The sequence below is a fragment of the Koromonas humicola genome (genome assembly GCF_059726255.1).
Genome location: NZ_AP040873.1, coordinates 4,552,075 through 4,571,863 on the forward strand (window position 1 = coordinate 4,552,075; position 19,789 = coordinate 4,571,863).

The 19,789-nt window shown below is 57.2% G+C and carries 16 protein-coding genes and 1 pseudogene; 6 read left to right on the plus strand and 11 right to left on the minus strand.

What is annotated here, in order from left to right:
* Nucleotides 1-156: 156 nt before the first annotated feature.
* On the minus strand, nucleotides 157-1,083 hold the full coding sequence (gene lipA, locus AC6IZD_RS19850) for a lipoyl synthase (protein ID WP_497785498.1): 927 nt from the start codon (nucleotides 1,081-1,083) through the stop codon (nucleotides 157-159).
* Between the two features lie 66 nt (nucleotides 1,084-1,149).
* The gene (locus tag AC6IZD_RS19855) at nucleotides 1,150-1,527 is read right to left on the minus strand and encodes a c-type cytochrome (RefSeq protein ID WP_497785500.1); all 378 of its coding nucleotides are present in this window, start codon (nucleotides 1,525-1,527) and stop codon (nucleotides 1,150-1,152) included.
* A gap of 76 nt (nucleotides 1,528-1,603) precedes the next feature.
* Here AC6IZD_RS19855 and AC6IZD_RS19860 point away from each other — a divergent pair, with 76 nt between their 5' ends.
* From AC6IZD_RS19860 to AC6IZD_RS19870, 3 genes and pseudogenes are all read left to right on the plus strand, one after another.
* A complete protein-coding gene (locus AC6IZD_RS19860; RefSeq protein ID WP_497785502.1) occupies nucleotides 1,604-2,386 on the plus strand; it encodes a DUF3891 family protein in 783 nt (260 codons plus the stop codon).
* Nucleotides 2,387-2,456: 70 nt separating this feature from the next.
* Entirely contained in the window at nucleotides 2,457-3,026 is a 570-nt protein-coding gene (locus AC6IZD_RS19865) for an energy transducer TonB (protein WP_497785504.1), read from the plus strand.
* A 3-nt stretch (nucleotides 3,027-3,029) separates the two neighbouring features.
* A pseudogene (locus AC6IZD_RS19870) lies at nucleotides 3,030-3,194 on the plus strand (tetratricopeptide repeat protein); the annotation flags it as partial.
* 90 nt (nucleotides 3,195-3,284) lie between these two features.
* Here AC6IZD_RS19870 and AC6IZD_RS19875 read toward each other — a convergent pair.
* Nucleotides 3,285-3,500, minus strand: a complete 216-nt coding sequence (locus AC6IZD_RS19875) for a hypothetical protein (RefSeq protein ID WP_497785506.1) — start codon at nucleotides 3,498-3,500, stop codon at nucleotides 3,285-3,287.
* On the opposite strand from AC6IZD_RS19875, the gene purL reads away from it, so the two are divergent.
* Nucleotides 3,499-5,817, plus strand: coding sequence for a phosphoribosylformylglycinamidine synthase subunit PurL (gene purL / locus AC6IZD_RS19880; RefSeq protein ID WP_497785508.1), 2,319 nt, complete (start codon nucleotides 3,499-3,501; stop codon nucleotides 5,815-5,817). The two genes, AC6IZD_RS19875 and purL, sit on opposite strands and share 2 nt — an antisense overlap.
* A gap of 112 nt (nucleotides 5,818-5,929) precedes the next feature.
* Complete coding sequence (gene purF, locus AC6IZD_RS19885) at nucleotides 5,930-7,375, plus strand: amidophosphoribosyltransferase (protein WP_497785510.1); 1,446 nt, start codon at nucleotides 5,930-5,932, stop codon at nucleotides 7,373-7,375.
* Nucleotides 7,376-7,446: 71 nt separating this feature from the next.
* Here the strand turns inward: purF and AC6IZD_RS19890 are convergent, their stop codons facing one another.
* Genes AC6IZD_RS19890 through AC6IZD_RS19925 form a run of 8 tightly spaced genes read right to left on the minus strand, consistent with a single transcriptional unit; the run spans nucleotide 7,447 to nucleotide 17,755 of the window.
* Nucleotides 7,447-8,151, minus strand: a complete 705-nt coding sequence (locus tag AC6IZD_RS19890; protein ID WP_497785512.1) for a dTMP kinase — start codon at nucleotides 8,149-8,151, stop codon at nucleotides 7,447-7,449.
* A gap of 6 nt (nucleotides 8,152-8,157) precedes the next feature.
* Complete coding sequence (locus AC6IZD_RS19895) at nucleotides 8,158-8,649, minus strand: hypothetical protein (protein WP_497785514.1); 492 nt, start codon at nucleotides 8,647-8,649, stop codon at nucleotides 8,158-8,160.
* 27 nt (nucleotides 8,650-8,676) lie between these two features.
* Entirely contained in the window at nucleotides 8,677-9,438 is a 762-nt protein-coding gene (locus tag AC6IZD_RS19900; protein ID WP_497785516.1) for a hypothetical protein, read from the minus strand.
* The gene (locus tag AC6IZD_RS19905; RefSeq protein WP_497785518.1) at nucleotides 9,435-10,703 is read right to left on the minus strand and encodes an MATE family efflux transporter; all 1,269 of its coding nucleotides are present in this window, start codon (nucleotides 10,701-10,703) and stop codon (nucleotides 9,435-9,437) included. The genes AC6IZD_RS19900 and AC6IZD_RS19905 overlap by 4 nt, the downstream gene beginning before the upstream one ends.
* A 41-nt stretch (nucleotides 10,704-10,744) precedes the next feature.
* Nucleotides 10,745-11,143, minus strand: coding sequence for an STAS domain-containing protein (locus AC6IZD_RS19910; protein WP_497785520.1), 399 nt, complete (start codon nucleotides 11,141-11,143; stop codon nucleotides 10,745-10,747).
* Entirely contained in the window at nucleotides 11,130-12,335 is a 1,206-nt protein-coding gene (locus tag AC6IZD_RS19915; protein ID WP_497785522.1) for an LbetaH domain-containing protein, read from the minus strand. The genes AC6IZD_RS19910 and AC6IZD_RS19915 overlap by 14 nt, the downstream gene beginning before the upstream one ends.
* Complete coding sequence (locus AC6IZD_RS19920) at nucleotides 12,326-13,576, minus strand: glycosyltransferase (protein ID WP_497785524.1); 1,251 nt, start codon at nucleotides 13,574-13,576, stop codon at nucleotides 12,326-12,328. The genes AC6IZD_RS19915 and AC6IZD_RS19920 overlap by 10 nt, the downstream gene beginning before the upstream one ends.
* 15 nt (nucleotides 13,577-13,591) lie before the next feature.
* A complete protein-coding gene (locus tag AC6IZD_RS19925; protein ID WP_497785526.1) occupies nucleotides 13,592-17,755 on the minus strand; it encodes a tetratricopeptide repeat protein in 4,164 nt (1,387 codons plus the stop codon).
* Between the two features lie 276 nt (nucleotides 17,756-18,031).
* Between AC6IZD_RS19925 and AC6IZD_RS19930 the strand changes: the two genes are divergently transcribed.
* The gene (locus AC6IZD_RS19930; protein ID WP_497785527.1) at nucleotides 18,032-19,789 is read left to right on the plus strand and encodes a hypothetical protein; all 1,758 of its coding nucleotides are present in this window, start codon (nucleotides 18,032-18,034) and stop codon (nucleotides 19,787-19,789) included.

Below are 19,789 nucleotides of genomic sequence, written 5' to 3' on the forward strand. Positions count from 1 at the left end.
GCTTCTCTTTGCCGATTAGCAAGGCGATCCTAGGTTGCAAGCGTGATCAGCGTGCGAGCGCGGCGGTGACAACACTTAAGTCGATTCACCAGGTGCGGAGCCTCGAGTCGACGGCTCCGCATTTGTGTCAGTGTCACCGAATTGGCGAATGCCGGATCAACCCAGGCTAATGATGCTGCTGCTGCTCTTTGTGCTCTCTGCCTGCTCGTGGGCATGGTAGCTAGATCGGACAAGAGGGCCGGACTCGACATGGCGGAAGCCCATCTTCTGTGCTTCTTGCTTGAGGTAGGCGAAATCTTCGGGCGGGTACATGCGCTTCACCGGAAGGTGGTCGCGGGAAGGCGCGAGGTACTGGCCGATGGTGAGGATGTCCACCTTCTGTCGAGCCAGATCGCGGCAGACCTGAAGCAACTCATCCATGTCTTCGCCGAGGCCAGCCATGATTCCGGTCTTGGTGACTGTATCGGGAGAGAGTTCCTTGGCGTGGGCTAGCAGATGAAGCGTGCGTTCGTAGCGGGCTCCGCTGCGCGCTACGCGGTAGAGGCGCGGCACGGTCTCGGTGTTGTGGTTCAGGATGTCGGGCCGCGCATCGAGCACGATCTGCAGGCAATCTTCGCGTCCCTGGAAGTCGGGGATGAGCACCTCGACCGAGCAGTCGGGCTGGCGTCGGCGGATTTCGCGGATGGTTTCGGCAAATACCTTGGCACCGCCGATGTTGTCGTCATCGCGATTCACGCTGGTCACGACGGCAAACTTCAATCCGAGTTCGGAGACGGCTTCGGCCACGCGACGCGGTTCGTCGTAGTCAATTGCCTCGGGACGCCCCTTCGGTACGGCGCAGAATCCGCAGCGCCGGGTGCAGAGATTGCCCAGCAGCATAAACGTCGCGGTGCGGTGATTCCAGCACTCGCCAATGTTCGGGCAGTGGGCCGATTCGCAAACAGTGTTGAGCGAAAGTCCTCGGGCCAGCTTCTTGAGCTCGTGATACTGCTCGCCCATAGGGGCCTTGGCGCGCAGCCAGCGCGGCTTGGGTGCTGGGGCGGAAGGAACGGTCTGGATCTGAATCAGCTCGGAGGTCGCCATCGGGTTCTCTTAGTGTACGATGCGCAAGCATCGACAAAGACTCATTCTACGCTCTTGCCGCATCGCCTATAGCGTCTTGAGGTATGCCAGCAGGGCGGCGATTTGCGAGTCGGAGAGGGTCCCACCGAAGGCCGGCATCTTGGCCCGGCCACGCACGATCACCTCTGTGATGCGGTCGTCATTAGCGGGCATCCCACTCGGCAAGTACTGCTTTTTGTAGATGTTGTGAAGGCTCGGGCCATGCAGTCCACGCTTCGAGTAGGGCTCGTGACAGCGGGCACAGTTGGCATCAAACACATGTCGGCCCATGGCTTGGGTAGGATTGAGCCCGAGTTCGGCGTCGGTCTTGCGGGGCTCGGCTTCGCAGGCTACCAGCGAGAGTAGCGCAATGCTGCAAAGCGAGATGGCGGCGGCGTTTCGGAAGCGATTGAAAACGGAGCTCATTTGAATCGGGTACCATCTTAACGCAACGACTTCCGGCGACAAGTGAGCCCCGGAAACGAGAGCACGAGGAAACAAATTGATCTTCCGAAGCAAGTTGACGGCACAGGAATCGGCGGGCGAGATGCGTTCAGCGTTCGACGCTATTGCGGAAACACAAAGGAAGGCGACCGCCAGCCACTGGTTTGTGACTCAGCCCGACCATGCGCGGATTTCGGGCGAGATCGCGGCAGCGTTCAATCCCGTGAAGGTGCCCAACGTAAATGAGGCGGTCGTTCGTGCCATCGGTATGCACGACGTTGGCTGGATGCCGTTTGACGGAGACATCAATTCGCCAACTCAGCCCAGGCAGACTGACTCCGGTGGTGCGATCTCGTTCATCAACACCGAACCGGAACGCTTCTTGCAGGCTTGGATGGGCTCGATCCAGGCGGCGCAGAGCACGGGGCCGCTCGGCGGATTGCTCGTAAGTGCGCACTTTGCGAGGCTTACCCATCCTTTTCTCGAGCGCGGCTCGGGGACTCCGGAGCAGAAGTCTCAGGTGGAGGAGTTTCTCAACCGCGAGGCTTCGCGAGTAGATCGTCTGCTGCCGCTCACCGGATTGCCGGTCGAGGAAGTTCAAGCGCTCGTCGATGTGCTGCAATTCTGCGATCTCGCATCGCTTTATATGTGTGCGAATCCTGGATCTCCGATTGAGACCCCGCAAACGATCAACGGAAGCAAGGTTCAACTCTCATTCGAGGAGGGTGCGTTTCGCATGAGCCCCAACTTGCTGGATCACGTGCTTGTGCTCGAAATTCCCTGTGTGCGCTTTGTCGAGGGGCGTCCCGAGCGCGAGATGGTACCTGTAAAGCTGCAGTAATACCGCATTGACTTACGAGGATCGCATTTCGTTGTTAGCTAGTCACAGTTCAGAGATATAGTCGAGAGCTATGGTCCGCGAGTTCACATTGGCTCTCTTGGTCTTGGCTTTTAGTATTTCTGTTACTGCACAAGGCGCGCGGATTCGCGTTCCTTCCGATGTTGCAGCTACACATGTTAAGAACCGTCCCTCTCCGACTTATCCGTCTTTTGCTCAGACCGCTAGAATCTCAGGAGGCGTGGTGCTCCACATCGCAATCGACGCGAATGGAAATGTCGCCCCCATAAGAGTCATCAGCGGACATCCACTTTTGATCGATGCGGCTGTTGAGAATGTGGGTCACTGGAAGTACATACCGTTCGAAGCTAATGGCCACCCCGTTGAGGCCGTAACCGTGGTACGGGTGCAGGTTGGACCGACCGCTCAAACTCAAGAGGAAGAGGACAAAGCTCAGATAGTTTTTCAAGACAAGTTCTGGGCGACGATGGACCGTGCTCAGACGGCAATTCAGAGATCTGAACTGGAGCTGGCTAAACATGCCCTTGCAGACGCAAACAATGAGCTCTCTCTTAACACCTCCAGCTACTCCCATGTCCCGGAGCGCTGGCAATGGGAGATGGTGACGGGCGCCTTGGAGTGACAACTGAAGCGTTTCGACAACGCGGAGCAGCACTATAGAGAAGCGCTGAAGCTATACAAAGACCGGAAAGACGCACCCGAATGCGCTGGCGCTCATAGCGCATTAGGCAGGCTCTACTACGAATCCAGCAAACCGGATCTGGCGCGAGAAAGCCTGAACAATGCCGTGTCCATTTACCTGAAGAATTACAAGTCGGCTGATGGCAAGGCAGGGGGGCAGAAGCTTTACGCTCGTGGAATTGCCGAAGATGCTTGGATGCTATCGCGAATTGCTGCCGCTGAACATCAGAATGAGGAATTGACTCGACAATGCCGTGTCGTGGTCGAATTCAAAAATTCCCTCCCTAAAGGTGACCCAAAATCCAGAGACTGTGAGCAGTTTCTCTCCGCAGCTACCACCAAGTAGCTGCTGCGGCCCTGTGGGCTCGGCTTTCGCTCTCACCTTCATGCGTGCGAGAATAAAGGGGTCTGCCATGCCTACCCCAGAAAAAGAGCCGAAGATTACACCGGAGATCATCCGCAATCACGGACTGACTCCGGAGGAGTACGAACGCATCAAGAAGTGGCAGGGCCGCGTGCCCACCATGACCGAGCTGGGCATTTACAGCGTGATGTGGAGCGAGCACTGCTCCTACAAATCATCGCGCGTGCACCTGAAGCGCCTCCCGACCAAGAGCAAGCTCGTGATGCAGGGACCTGGCGAAAACGCCGGCATCATCGACATTGGCGGCGAGTGGGCCTGCGCCTTCAAGATCGAGTCGCACAATCACCCCTCGTTTGTTGAGCCCTTCCAAGGTGCAACGACCGGCGTCGGCGGCATTCTGCGCGACATCTTTACGATGGGCGCACGGCCTGTGGCGGTGATGGATTCGCTTCGTTTCGGCCACGTCTCTCCCGAGCATGACAGCAACATGGATCGCCCCACGCTGCACAAGAACCATTCTGTAATGGACGGTGTCGTGGGCGGCGTTGCCAGCTATGGCAACTGCTTTGGCGTGCCCAATGTAGGCGGCGAAACCCGCTTTGAGAGCTGCTATGCGGGCAATCCGCTGGTGAATGCCTTTGCGCTCGGCTTGGTGAAAAAGGACGAAATCTTCTATGCCTCGGCTTCCGGCGCGGGAAATCCCGTCATCTATGTCGGCTCTAAGACCGGCAAAGACGGCATCCACGGCGCGACCATGGCTAGCGAGGAATTCAGCGAAGGCAGCGAGGCGAAGCGCCCCAACGTGCAGGTGGGCGATCCCTTTATGGAAAAGCTGTTGCTCGAAGCCTGCCTTGAAGCCATGAAGACCGGTGCTATTGTCGGCATTCAGGACATGGGCGCCGCGGGCCTCACCTGCTCGACGTGCGAACTCGGCGGGCGCGGCGGCGTCGGGCTGGAAATTGAACTCGACCTGGTGCCCCAGCGCGAAACCGGCATGACCAGCTACGAGATCATGCTCAGCGAGTCGCAGGAGCGCATGTTGCTGGTCGCACAGAAGGGTCGCGAGGAAGAAGTCTTCAAGGTCTTCCGCAAATGGGGACTTGACGCCGTGACCGTCGGAGAGGTGATCGGCGAAAACACGATGCGGGTGAAGCATCATGGCGTCACCGTGGCCGAGATTCCCAACGAGGCGCTGACCGACGATGCTCCGCTCTATCACCGCGAAGTGGGTGAGTGGACGGCTCCGGTGCCGAAGCAGAAGCCCGGTGCGCTACAACTGGGCACGAAGAATCACCTCAACAACGAGTTCCATAAGCTGCTAGCCAGCCCTAACATCTGCGCAAAGAATTGGGTTTACGAGCAATACGACTCCATGGTGCAGACCAACACGATGCAGGGGCCGGGTGAACTGGCGGGCGTCATCCGCATCAAGGGCACCGAGCGCGGCTTGGCCATGGCTCTCTATGGAAACGGTCGCTGGTGCTATCTCGATCCGAAGCTGGGAACCATGCACAACGTGGCTCGTGCCGCGCGCATGGTAGCCTGCACTGGCGCGGAACCAGTGGCGGCAACAAACTGCCTGAACTTCGGAAATCCCGAGAAGCCGCCCATTATGGCGCAGTTCTCGCAGTCAATCGACGGCATGGCCGAAGCCTGCACCGCGCTGGAAACTCCGATCACTGGCGGCAACGTAAGCTTCTACAACGAAACTCTGGGCGAAGGCATTTATCCCACGCCGACCCTGGGCATCGTTGGCATCGTTCCAGACGTGAAAAAGGCGGTTTCGGCCAATGCTAAGGCCGCGGGACGCTCGATAGTTCTCATCACGCCGGGGCAGAAATCACACAGCGGCGAGGAGCAAGTAGAGTTTGGCTCCTCCGAGTACGCGGTCAATGTTCTGGGCGAGTTCTGGGGCGTGCCTCCGATTCTGGATCTCAAGGCAGAGAAGGCACTTCACAAGACACTGCAGGACTTGGCTGCCAAGGGGCTCGTCGACTCGGCTCGCGACATCTCCGAGGGCGGAATCGCCGTGGCATTGGCTAAAATCGGCTTCCCCAAGGGCTTGGGTGCCGAGGTCAACCTGATCTCTGCCGGACTCCCCTCCGAGTGTGTGCTGTTTGCCGAGGACGCCACCCGCGTTCTGGTAACTTGCGATTCCAGAAACGTACAAGCAATCGAAGATACTGCGGTAAAATACGGACTGAACGCACAAGCAATCGGAATCACCACACAAAGCAGGTTCGCCATCAGCATTGACGGAAACACGGTCATTGAGGGCGACATTTCTGCTTTTAAGGTGAGCTGGCGCGAGGCCTTGGAAAAGGCTCTCCAGACGGAACCCGAGGTTGTTGCGGGTCTCGGGCAGTAGCGGTGTAGTTCAGCTTTGGCTTCGAGTTTTTCACAGAAATTCGGCACGGCTCCGGCCGTGCCATTGCCGTTCCATTGCGTATTCGGCGCAGTGACCAACAAGGCGGGCTGTAATGGTTGAGTTAGAACTGGACAAACTTCACGAAGAATGCGGCGTGGTGGCAGTGTATGGCCATCCTGAGGCAGCCAAACTTTGCTACCTGGGACTTCATGCGCTGCAGCATCGCGGCCAGGAGTCGGCGGGAATCGCGGCCAGCGATGGCACTCGTGTTCACGTGTACAAGTCCATGGGGTTGGTCGCCGATATCTTCACGCCCGCAACACTGCAGAAGCTGCCGGGTCCTCATGCCATTGGTCACACCCGATACTCGACCGCGGGCGATTCGGCTCTGCTAAACGCGCAGCCCATTCAGGTTGACTGCAACAAGGGGCAGATCGCCATCGCGCACAACGGAAATCTGGTCAACGCTGCCGAGTTGCGCAAGAAGTTCGAGCTGGCTGGTTCCATCTTCCAGACCTCAAGCGACACCGAAATCGTGCTGCACCTCGTGGCGCAGTCGCGTGAGAAGACGTTGCCCGACGCAATGGCCGACGCTCTGCGACGCATCGAGGGCGCGTTCTCGTTTGTGATGGCGACCTATGACCACATCTTCGCGGCTCGCGATCCACGCGGCTTCCGGCCCTTGGCGATGGGATGCATCAAGGGCAAAGATGGCAAGCCCGATGCCGTGGTGTTCGCCTCCGAAACCTGTGCCTTCGATCTGATCGGTGCCGATTATGAGCGCGACGTCAAGCCCGGTGAAATGGTCGTAGTCGGGCCCGAAGGCGTTCATTCGCACTTCTTCGCTCCGGCGCTGGCGCAATCGCAATGCATTTTTGAGCAAGTCTACTTCGCCCGCCCTGACTCCATGGTCTTCGGCATCAGCGTGCAGGCTGCCCGCGAAGAGATGGGACGCCAACTAGCCCGCGAGGCTCCAGTGGATGCCGACCTTGTCGTTGGTGTGCCTGATAGCGGCTTAACCGCCGCACTCGGATATGCGCGTGAGAGCGGCATTCCCATGCAGTTCGGGTTGATTAGAAACCACTATGTTGGCCGCACGTTCATCGAGCCCGAGCAGCGCGTTCGCGACTTCGGCGTGAAGCTCAAGCTGAATCCCGTGCGCCATTTGCTGGCCGGGAAGCGCGTCATCCTGATCGATGACTCGATCGTTCGCGGAACCACCAGCCAAAAGATCGTTCGCCTGGTGCGCGACGCCGGAGCCACCGAAGTGCACATGCGCATCTCGTGTCCTCCGACAACCTCGCCCTGCTACTACGGTGTCGATACTCCTGAGCGTCGCCAGTTGATTGCGGCACGCAAGTCCGTAAAGGAAGTGCAGGAATTCATCGGTGCAGACTCGCTCGCCTACCTCTCACTGGAAGGATTGAGAGCCTCGTGCGGCGAACCCGTAGGCGATCCGCACTATTGCACCTCGTGCTATACGGGCAAGTATCCGACCGATTACGTGGATGTGCATCAGATTCGTCCTGCTGAAGCCGCAATTCCGGAGCCGGTGTAGAGAACACTTATTCCGATAACAGAAACACCCACATCATCGATGTGGGTGTTTTTATTTCGTCGGCAGTCTTGTTATGCAGCCGGGGCAATACGGGGAACGCTGGCTTCTCCTTCGGCCCGACCGAGAACTCGCAGGAAACTGTTCAGCACTGCGCGCTTGGCTTCCTCCAGATCCAGTGGCGGAATCAACGTAATCGTCTTGAGCCGTTGCGCAAGGCGGTAGTACGAACGACGAGACTGACGCATGAAAGCCACCGAATACTCTGGCTTGCGAGCGCGGGCAGCCTCAGGATCGGCGTCGAGCAAGAACGCCAGTTGAGGACGCGGCGCTATCCATGAAAGAAACACGGCATAAGCCATCGAGAGCCTGTTTTCCAGTGGCAGATTCGTCAGTTCGTCATAGATATACCTATCCATGATGATGACCTTGGCTGGTCCGCGACGTGCGCGCATCAGCTTAATGCGCAAACTGATGGCATCGGCGAGGTAGAGCAGGTGACGTGCGAGAGTGAGATATCCGGCTCGCACGTTCTTGTCGCGACGCTCAACCGGACGGTCTGGGGCTCCGATGCCTTCTTCGCTGCCGAGAACTTTATGTACGAAGCTTTGGCGATAACGTGTCCCGACCACGACGTCATCCCAAAACGTGATGAGTTGCGAGTCGAGCCCAAGATCGGCGATAGCCTCACGCAGCGCGGTAATCTGCGTGGTCTTGCCCGCACCGTCGAGCCCTGAGAAACTGACGACGATTGATTCCTTCAATTCACCCGATGACATAGAGCCTTATTTTGTAGCCGCAGTCGCGCTGTGCGGCGGAGTGCTAGGGGTTGCGTGGCTGAGCCCGTAAACCGTGCCTGCTGCAATGCCGGCGGCGGCTACGGCTCCAAGTTTGATAAGCAGAGAGCGATACTGACGCTGCTTTGCTGGCGCAATGGCGTTTCCAGCCGGTCGTGATGCTGCGCCGCCTGCTGTCCTCACCTGTTCGGCTGCTGCGGCGCCAAGCGGTTCCTGTGCCTGGGGCTGCTGCTGTGCCGCTGGACGCGCAGTCTGCTGTGGTTGCGGCGCGCTGGGCAGCGTGTTTGGAGCGTTGGCGTCCTGCGGCGTCGTCGTTTGCGGCGCAGTTTGCGTAGGCTCGGTGGGGGTGAGCGGGCCAGCCGACGGATCGACCCGGACACCGCCTGGCTGTTGCGTGTTCTGCGCGTACACGTTGCCGGAAAGCAACAGTGCGGCAACCAGAACTGGAACGGCGAACTTCGCTGACTGTCTCGTGTACATCGAAACTCTCCTTACACTTGTTACCTGTTATTTCGAGCCGCCGGCAATTTTCCCTGCGCGCACCGGATCCATCGCGGTGCTGTCGATGACCGGAGCTTGTGGAGCCCGGTTCATGTTTCGCAGCACGCGCGCGACATCGGCGTCGCGGTCATAGAACAAATGCTTCAGACGATTCTGCCCATAGCGCCATAGGTTGGGCAGGTTCGTCTCGTACCAGCAGGACTGCGACATGTGAGGCGAAAATCCGCAAAATACGCGGAATTGGTGGCTGAACATCTCCGGTCCCGCAAGCAATGCGGCCGTGAGTCGGTGATTACCTTCAAGAATGGTGAGTGGATTCTGTTCATCCACGCCAATCAACAGCACGGCACTCCGATCCTGCTCCTTTCGCAGGCGGTAACACAGCGCTTGAACGCGAGCGATGAACTCCCGCTTGCCACCGGAAAACTTCACCGTGCGAATTCGGGTCACAATGTCGCGAAGCAGGAAACTTTCATCCGCGATTTTGCGCCATTGTGCGCGAGGGAACACCCGCACGTACTTCAGATCGTTCGGCTCCAGTTCGACCTCCCACCATTGCGTGTCGGGCGGAAGTTCACGCCACATGTGTCCACGTCGGCGGAACAGGAGGGCACGACGAAGAGCGCTTTCATCTTCGTTCGTGAGGTCGGCTTCGAGCACCAACCGTTCGAAGCTTTCACGATCCGCGTGAAATTCTTCCTGGTAGTACTCGTTCTTCAGGAACTCAGCGATTACTTCAGATTCAGTTGAGCGCCGCACTTTCCTCATGCTGCCTCCTCACCCAGGTCAGGGGCACTACGAAAAAATGGATAAGAAACAGCCATCAACAGCAGGCCACGTAATACCTGCTGGATCACAATTACCTGCATCAGGGAAGCATGAAAAACGCCGACCGAAAGGATGATGAGCAGACTCACAACCAACTGCAACCATCCGGTGTTTGCAATCCTTCGAGACATTTCATAGGTGATCAGAACAACGCATACGGCGTACACGGCTGTAGCAACGGCGTTCATTGCGAGCAACTGCTCAACGCCAGCGCCAACTCGATGGAAATCACTTCCGAACAGCGTTCGCATCACCAGTCCAGGGAAACTCGCCAGAAATACGACGAACACGGTGGAGAGTCCTGCGACGAACAACAAAGGCACGATAAGAACGCGGCGGCTGTCACTCTCAGCCGAGCTGCCAGCCGACACCGGGAACATCGCGCTGGTCACCGACCAGGTAGCAAAGTACAGAAGGCGTCCGACGAGCGCGACCGCGGCATAGATACCTGCATCGTCAGGTGCGAAGTAGTGCTTCACCATCAGGATGTCAACGTTGTTGATGATGACTTGCCCGATGAAGAAGATGATGGCCTGAATGCTTTCGAGGAACGATACAGGCTGGAAGCGGCTAGCGGCCTCACGTAATTCCCCGTCATCGGTTGGCAACAGGAAAGCTGCAAATACAGAGATCGAGATCGCGCCTACAGCTCCGAGGACGCCCGCGCCGCCCAGCACCAGGATCATTGCCGTAATCAACTTCACGAAAGCTTCGGCGGCGAGGTTCAGGCTGAGTCGAAGGAATTTGCAATTGCCTTGCATACCGCCACGCCGCACGCCTAGAGGGATGTAGAAGAGCATTCCGATGCCAAGCAGCACAATCAGGGTTGCCGAAGGCATGCGAAGGTAGTGCGCAATCCAATTGCTTGCGGCCACCATGCTGGTGGAAACCCCGATCCCCACCAACCATGCCCGACGCATGAGCGACTGGTAGACCGCTGCACGCTCTCCGGCAGTGGCAGCCTTGGCGATCAACTTGGCTGTTACTAGCTGATATGCGAGGTTGATGCACGATGCCAGCATCAGCAGAGTGACCGCCGCCGCTGCATGACTGAAGTCGCCCGGGCCTAGCAGGTGCGCGACGCCGATGTTGTAGCCAAAGTTGGCCAGTGACACCAGCACCGAACCGGCCAGCATCACGACGCTGCCGGTGAAAACCTTTCCCTCGGAACCTTTGGCCCTGAGTGTCTCGAATGCCGTTCGCATCCGCGACTGGGGCCAAGGTCCCAGTACTTGTTCGCGGACGCTCAAGCGACTTTCCTTTCACCCTGATTTAGATTGCCGTTTGCGGGATGGAACTGGCGAACCATGTTGGGCATGTAGCCGCTGAAGCTGCGCGCAGCATCAGCCGAGGTCGCATAGGTTTCGAACAGCCGACTGGTCCGGGTAAGATCAAGCACCACCTGCGCCTGCGGACTAAGTGAAGCCAGCTTCAGGTCGCCATCGCGACGTGCTGCTTCCTTCATGCAGTAGAGCAGCATATCGACGCCCGCCGAATCGAGCTTGCGCACTTGCGAAAGGTCGAAAATGAGTTGCGGGCGATCATGCTGCAGCAGGGGACGTACTTCTTCCAGAAAGGCACGAGCCTGCCGCAGATTCAGGCTTTCCGGAACTCGTTTCACGATCACAGGTCTACTCGTTTCCATAACGTCTCGTCACCACCATTTCTCGATATGACTTAGGTTGTGAGTCTGCGGTTGCCAGCGTTGTGTCTTCAAGTGCAGGAGTTCGCGATTTGAGAGCACTTTCCTGTTCTTCCTTAACCTGTTCTGTTCTGGGTTCGACAAATAGCTTCCAGAAAACATTGGGAAGAAAGTTGATCAGCCAGTTGGCACCATTCAGAAGCTGTCTGGATTTGCGCCCCGAAGTCACGGTGATCATGTGAGGATCATCGATCTGCACGGTCGCATTGCGCGGCAAGCTATGTACCTGCTCAAATCCGGCGATTGTGCGCTCAAGTTCAAGCCCTGCGCCGATGCGTGTGTAAGGCAGCACGGTGGAGTTCTCGACCATGGTCGCGCAGTCAACCTCGGAGTGCCGCTCAAGAGAGCTGCCTCGCGTGATCACCGCCGCGTCGCAGACCTTAACTCCTTCGCCGATGAATGCAGGAGCCACGACGCGAGCATCGCGATGAATCCGTGCGCCTCGTCCGACCCAAACGCCAGGACGCAGTTCGCGTCCACACGGACGCATCTTCGAGTCACCGGCAAACGCATCAAGCGCCAGCATGCGAAGATTCGCGACATCGGTCAGCCGGTTCACGTAGCCGCGCGTCCTGTGCTCGGCAAATTCAATCCGCTCGTCACTTAGTTCGCCGCGCAGTAACGCAGCAGCTTCCGTCTGGCTGCTCGAAGAAACCACGAACACATCCAGCGGCTGGCCATCGGATGACCAAGCGCGTGTGATAGCCGCTCCCGAGCGCCTGTGCTCGCGCACCATCGTCGGATAATTCACCTCAGCCCACGCGCCAAGACGAATCACGACGACACTTTCGGAGTTGCGGCTGAGATGTCTGAATTGCTGCAATGCCTCGGCCCAGAACTGCTCATTGCTGGCCAGCGTAAACGTGCACGCCTCAAACGATTGCTGAGGCGATGGCGGAGCAGTGTCCCCCACCACTGCAATTTCACCAATGCCGTTTGCCCTGATGCGATCCAGAGTTCGCATCAGCACGCTGCGCCCAAGCACGTCCAGCAGCGCGAGCGGAAACTCCCCAAAGCGTTCCTGTCCGGGACGACCGCCAACTAGAACCAGGGCGCGAAGTCCGCGAAGGCCCGATGCTGAACCTTTTAGGCTTACGAGACGATGTTTGTACGAGTGCCGCGCATTTAGGTCCATGGCGACCACCTTGGTGCGGTAGCACGAAAGATGGTGGATCGCATGGGCACCCATCGGGGCAATCGCCTGAATCGCGAGAAGGGCTTCAAAGCGTTATGTCGATGCTGCATATCAAAAGAGCGAAGGTACTGACGGATGATCATTGGCATGGTCTGACGCAGCGCGGCGGAAAAGTTTGCCTCTCCCATTTCGCGCTGTAGAGCGTCGTTTTGTAATAGTTCAACGACAGAGTCGGCCATGCTATGAGGATCACCAATCTTGAAGAAGCTGATCGCGAGCTGCTCGTCTACGCTCATCTCGCGGAAGTCGGGAATATCGGCACAGACTATTGGAAGCCCAAACTCGCACGCGAGGTGCGCGACGCCGCTCGATCCTGTGGCAGAGGAGTAAGGCATCACTATTAAGCTTGCCGTCGAGAAAAGTTCCGATACAGCTTCTTCTTCTACATACCCGGTAAAACGAATGTACGGATTGTCAGCAACCGAGGCCGCAACACTTTCTACGTAGCCCGGAGTAGCAGGATGATTACTGCCTGCAATGACCAGGCGCGCTCGCGGGAATCGTTGCCGGATTTCGTTGAACGACTCGATTAGCAGCTCGAGCCGCTTGTATGTTCCCCATTTTCCAAACGCCAGAATGCGGTGTTCGGGATTGCCTCGTTTTTCAAATGCCGGCGGTTCAGGACGAGCCGAAAGAATTCCGTGAGCGCGGAAGTGAACGTTGTCGCCGTTGTACTTCTGCATCAACGTGCGACGATATGCAGGCAGTAGTACCGAGATCGAGTTGGCCATCAATAGCATGCGCGTCGCAACGTATCCTGCGGCACGATATGTCCGCGGGAATCGCACGCCTGCATGTTGAAGATCGATGTTGTCCATCAAGTGATGAAGCGTGATGTGCGTATAGGTTCCTGAAAGACGCACCATCAGCGGCATCATCAGCCCAACAAAAGCGGAAACTGCGTTGGTGCCGAAAGTGGAGAACAGCAGGTTGAACCAGACCACGTCTGGCTTCAGTTCGCGAATAACTCGCAGAACGCGTGCAGGATTGGAAACGTTGTTGAAATCCCAGCAGCGAATGACATCAAATCCATCCAGCTCTGGTTGGTCAGTTTCCAGTTTGTCGCCCAGGATCGTGAGGCTCAGTAGCGGATCGCTCTGTAACTCGCGGGCGATATGATATCCGTACTCATTCAGCCCCCTCCGCGATGGCGGGAAGGCTGTTACTAAACATATCTTCATGAAGCCCCTCTGGCCTTAAAACAACGTCACACGAATGAGCGGTCGCAGGATCGTCTGACTGTGGCCAGCGAAATTGAAATAATTCGCGTGCTCAACTCCAAACGAAAACCGGATGGGATACTCAACCGGCACTCGGCCGAAGCTGTCGTTCACTTCTCGCCGCATAGGCTTGATGTAAGAGATGAGAATACTGCTCTGCACGTTGTCATAATCGTGAATGCCTTCACCGCGCGAGAAGGCAAAATTGCCATTCACTGTCCAGCGACGAGTGGGCTTCCATTCAACTTCAGCAGCAGGACGCATCGCTTGCGCAATCCAGTAATTCAAGTCCTGTACACGCCATGAGCGAATATACTCACCGAGAACCGCGACGCGCAGTTTGTCATTGAACTCATGCTGTACACCTGCCGAAGTTGTTGTGGAGTAAAACTCGCGGATCAGCGGACGGAACAGCAGATCGCGCGTGCCATAAGCAGTAATGAATTGTGTACGTCCCCACGGACGGCCCACGATGAATTGAAGACGCGCACCGAGTTCTCGCGAGTGCAGGCGCTGATCCGTGTATGGACCACTCTCATGGAACGCTTCTCCCTGCACCGTGAGCCAGTTACCAATTGCGTTCGTGGACATATACGCAAATTGGCGGAACAGGTTTTGATTGAGTTCGATGGGGCTTTCCTTGTCGCGCCGAATCGTCAATTGCAATCCGGTATTAAACGAGAACGTGGCTGTTCCTAACCTGAGTACCGGGTTTAGAGCAGAGTTCATCGTGTAATCCCATGTGTTGCGATTCAGTATCAGAGTTTCGCTTGGTAACGAGATCTGACCGCGGGCGTTACGCACCTGGAAGAATCCACTCAGAGTTGGATATTTCCCAAGGTCGGCTTTATAACCATTCGTCCATAAGGTTTCGAGAGAGGAACGAGGCGGGGGGATGGCTCCGCCCTGCGCGTTGTGAAAGATTTGTCGATCAAGCCCCAGAATCGTGGCGTCGTCGATGATCGCGTGGACCAGTACATCGGAGTTAAGGCTCACTCGATGATTCACCTGAACGCCTTGCTCGCCGGCAGCCTGCTGCATGGCATACTCCGCCGTGTCATCGTTGCCGCCAAGCTGGTTGGCTCGCGCAAAGGCCGTCATCGCTTGGAATTGCTGATGCTGCTGGCGATAGATGTTGCCTTGCGCCATTGAGTAATCGAAGTTGTTGGTGTATTCCGCTGGACTGCCGAGCTTGGCAAGTTGAGCTTGGGCATCTTCGGTGTGCCCCTGCGCGATCTCCGAATTAGCAAGTCCGATCGTGACCACCTCGTCTGCAGCACCTGCCTGGCGCGCGCGCTCGAAGTATCTGCGTGCCAAATCGAAGTCGTTCATCGCAAGGAACAAGTTAGCGGCTTCGATAAAGTCGTCCGCCGTCACCGGCGATGCTTCGCCTACACGCGATTCGGCAAATGCCAAGGCAACCTGCTGTTGTGCCGCCTCGAACTTGTGCTGACGGACGAACACGCGGGCGAACAGAAGGCGAGCTTCGACGCGATTCGCATCCGGAGCTTCCAAAGCTCGCGAGAAGCGCTGCATTGCCGCATTCTGATCACCAAGCGCAAGCAGAGCCATGCCGGTGTTCAGCAGAACGGCTGACGAATCCGGGCTCAACTTTTCAGCGGCCTCGACATAGCGGAACGTCTGATCGCGATGATGAAGTTCAGCATGGGCATTGGCCAATTGCCCGTAAATCTCCGGATCATCAGGCGAAATGGACAGCGCATTGTTAAGCGTTTGGATCGCGGCAGCATATCGGCGCCCATGGAATTCAGTGTCCGCCAGTGCAAGGTGAAGCTTCAGATCCTCAGGAGCGTACTTCAGCGCCGTGTTGTATTCCTGCTCCGCTTTGTCCAGCAATCGCAAATCGCGGTACGCGGTAGCTCGCGCCAAATGAATGGCACCCGACTCGCCGAGAATCTTTTCTGCTTTGTCCGTCTCTTCCAGTGCAGGACGTCCATGGTGAAGTTGCAGTTCCGAAAATGCCAAGCCTAGATGAGCTACACCATTCGAGGGCTGTAGCTCTAACGCGGTGTGAAAATCCTGTTTCGCTGCCTCGGGATTCTGTAAGTCGTTCAGAACATAACCACGGTTTACATATGCCTCAACCATTTTCGGATCGCGATTGATTGCTTCCGTGTAGTCTTCGGCTGCCTGCTGCAAGAGCTGGTTCTGCTTGTGAACGTGCCCGGTGAGCAGCGGGAAGTTCGGTTCCTTCGGAAGAATCCGCGAATAACGCACAGTCAGCGTGAGGGCTTCGTCGTAGCGTCCGAGGTTGTAGAGGTCGTATGCAAGATAGACCGAAGCGTTGCGGTCGTTCTCCAATTGCGCGAGCACCTGGTATCCAAGTCGTGCCGATTCCCCGTACTTACCTTGATGGAAAAGGACTCGCTCACGTTCACGCATAATGCGCGGATCGTCCTGCATGCTGCCGGTTGCACGATCTACCCACGCGGAAGCAACAGGGAAATGTCCTGCCTGAATCGCCGCGTTCGCCGCATTCGCAACTACGACCGTGTTGCGTGGTGCACGCTTGTACGCAGCCTCATAAGAGCTGTTTGCACGATCGAACTGTCCCGTCGAAGTGAACAGATCGCCGAGCGCAAGATGCGGAATGTAGTCGTCGGGATAATCGTCGGCAAACTCGTTAAAGTACCGCTCTGCCGTTGCGTTGTCGTTAGCCTCGCGTGCCATGTAGCCCATTGCTTCGAGTGCATAACGATTTTTCGGATCGGCCTTCAGCACCTCGGCATATAACTTGCGCGCCTCATCCATGCGCTTCGAATGCCACAGCAAGTTCGCATATTGCAAAGCAATCGCCGTGTTGCCAGGATCGAGTCGCATCGCTTCCTTTAAGTCGTTCTCCGCACCTTGCAGGTCGTTGCTGCCGACGCGAATGGAAGCGCGGACACGCAGGAATTCAGCACGGGCGGGTCCTTCAATTTGCAGTTTGTTGACCAAGGCTTCAGCCGCTGCGATCTGCTGATGCGCCGCTTGATCGTTTCCTGTCTCGCGATAGATCTCGGCAAGGTTCAGCCGCAGCTGAATCGGATACAGTTGTCCTTCCGGTACTGCGCCACTCGGCAAATGCGCAATCGCAAACTCGTATTCACGGATTGCATCTGCATTGCGATTCTCTGCGCGTGCCAACTGCGCTTTAAGCGCGTGCAGGCGATAGTGATTTGCATCGAGCTTTTCGGCTCGTGCCAGAAATTCCCGGGTGCGCCCAGTCTCTCCCAAACGCAACTGTGCTTGCGCTGCACTTAGTTGCAGACCGATTTGTTGCGGAGCGAGATTCGCAGCTTTGGAATAAGTATCAGCCGAAAGCTTCTTTTCTCCCGCCAACTCATACGTGTATCCCAGATCGCCAAGTACTTCCGTGTTCTGCCCCGGCGCGCTCTTCAGTGCGGCAATAGCATTCTTGTAATCATGCTGTTCGCGGTAGAAGTTTGCGACGGCGCGAAACACAGATGGATTCTTCGGATCGCGACGTTTGGCCTCGTCCAACATCTTCTTGGCCTGCTCGGGTTGCTTCATCTTCAAATAAGCAACCGCGAGCATGACCTCGGCGTGCGACGAAGGATGAACCGCCTCCGCACGCGAGAGCAGTGAGATTCCCTGCCGCGTGTCCCCGGTCTGGATGAACAGCTCGCCAGCCATCAATAAATCATTTTGACGTTTCGGACTTGCGTTAACGACTTGCATCAGCAAGCGCTTTGCATCCTCCAACCGTCCCATGCGCTGATATGTCTGCGCGAGACCGCTGAGCCCGTCTAGATTGTTTCGCTCGAGTTTGAGCCCCTGCTGATAGGCCTCAACCGACCGTGCGTACTGCCCCGCAAGTCGCGACGCATACCCCAACAGAAACCACAATTTCGCATTCTGCGGTGCGGCTTTTACCGCGCGCTCGGCGGCCTCGGTCGCTGCCTGGGAGTTGCCGCGCTTCAGCGCATCTTCGGCGGCACGCGCATTGCGGCCGACTTCGATGCTTGCGCCCCAACCGAGGCCCTCAGCCGACTTCTTTTGACCTTGGCTCTTCGACGGAGTTTGTCCGCCGTTACCCAGATCTATCTCCTGCGCTTGCACAAAAATGGACGGCAGCAGCAGACAGCACGAACTGGCAATCATTAAGACTTTTTTCACTGGGTCACTCTGGATGCGGTGATCGGAGAACTTCTATCCACTGTCTTCTTGGGATGCAGAGAAGCAGCCAAGCGTCTTCTCTGGATTTTCTCTAGCGCGTTTCGATAATTCCGAAGTCACAAATCTGCGGCCACAATCTAGGGCCCCGCATGTGGATCAATCCTGAGGTGCATCCAACTTTGCATGCGAGCGTGAGCGGTGAATTCTCACTCGCTCGCGGTAAACCCATGAGCAACTCTGGGAATCACATACAAGTCGTAAGCCGGAGATGATCCATTGATCCCGAAGTCATTGCCTGCTCAGAATCGCGCCATCCCGCTGCTGGCTATCGTGCTGTTGGCACTCGCGGTTCACGGACCGCTGCTGTTGATGCAGTTGCCGGCGAATTCGTATGACGCCACGACGCACATCTTCTTCGCCAGCCACTACGCCCATCACTGGTTCTCGCCATGGAACGAGAAGTGGTTCGGCGGAATGTCGCAGACAACGTATCCACCACTGACTCACCAGTGGATTGCGTTGTTCTCGCACATCTTCGGGCTGACCGGCGCGTACATGTTCGTGCAGATGGTCGTGATCCTTCTGTTGCCCGTTGGCATGTACCGATATGCCAAGCTCTGGGTGTCAGAACGTGAGGCTAGCTACGCGGCGGTGGGCACGGTCTTCCTGGGCTCGCTGTCGATGTTGGTCTATCAGTCCGGACAGTTGCCGACCCTCACCGCAGCCTCGCTCACACTCAATGCGCTGCCGTTCTTCTACTCATGGTCGCGCGATGGCCAGTCGAGAGATCTCCTGAAGGGTGTCGCCATTTCCATGACGGGCGCCGCGGCTCACCACGTGACGTTCTTGTTCGGCGCCGTCTTGTTCGCATTGCCTGTGCTATGGCTGACGCTTCTCGATCGCGGCGAGAGCGAGCGCAAAGCCTCTGCCGTCGCCGTATTCGCACGTGCGGTCGTCTTCGGAGCGATCATTCTCGCCGCCGCGGTTATCGTGTTGCTGCCATATTTCATTTCGCTAAAGCAGAATCCGATTAACCAGCTTCCGATTCCGCACGGCTCGCGCGATAACTACATCCTGAGTCCGCACAGCGGCATGAACTTCTGGATCATCCCCATGGGCGCGCTGATCCTCGCGATCCCCTACATTCTCATCAAGGGATCGGCCGAGCGACGACTACGCCCGCTGCTTTTCGGCTGGTACCTGACCACGCTGCTCGGTCTTGGCGGCACCACTCCCGTTGGACGTCTCTTGCTCGGACGCGCCTACGAAGTATTGACCTACGAGCGCTTCACCTTCTGGGCGACATTGATGGCCTTGCCCTTCGTGGGAATGCTTGCAGCGTGGATGATTGATCGATGGAGGCGAGCCGGTATCGTCGCACTCGGTGTAGCTGCCGTTTACAGTTGCGCGATGGCCGTGGCCTGGGTTGTGTTCAATCCAATTAACACCGGCGAATTGCGGGTGCAGCCTGTAATTGATTTTCTGAACCGCGAAGAGCACTCGAAATATCGCTACATTACGCTCGGCTTCAGTAACCAGTTTGCGAAAGTATCGACCTACGCCAATGCAGGCAGCCTCGACGGTGATTACAACTCCGCGCGCTTGCTGCCCGAATTGACCGCCTACGGCGCGGGCCAGCTATACAACTCGAAGTACTACGGCACGGCGGGCATGGAGGCGTTGCGTGCAATTCTCAAGCACGCCGACCAGTACGGCCTGCGCTACATCTTCGTTCGCGACCGCTACTACGAACCGTTGCTGGCATTCGCCGGATGGCGTCAGACAGAGAGCTACGACAACGGGGCGATCACCTTGTGGACCAAGGATGACGTTCCGCCCGCGAAGCATATTGATTTCGGCAACGCGGTTCCGCCAGTTTGGCAGGGCATCATGTGGGGACTCGTTCCAGTAGGCGTCAGTCTTTTCGCCATCTTCATCGTGCTTATGCCGGACCGGCGTCGTCGATACTCGGAAACCATCGAGTTCCCGGCTTCGGCCAAGCCCAGCGAAATTACCATGCGGGGGGCACAGTAG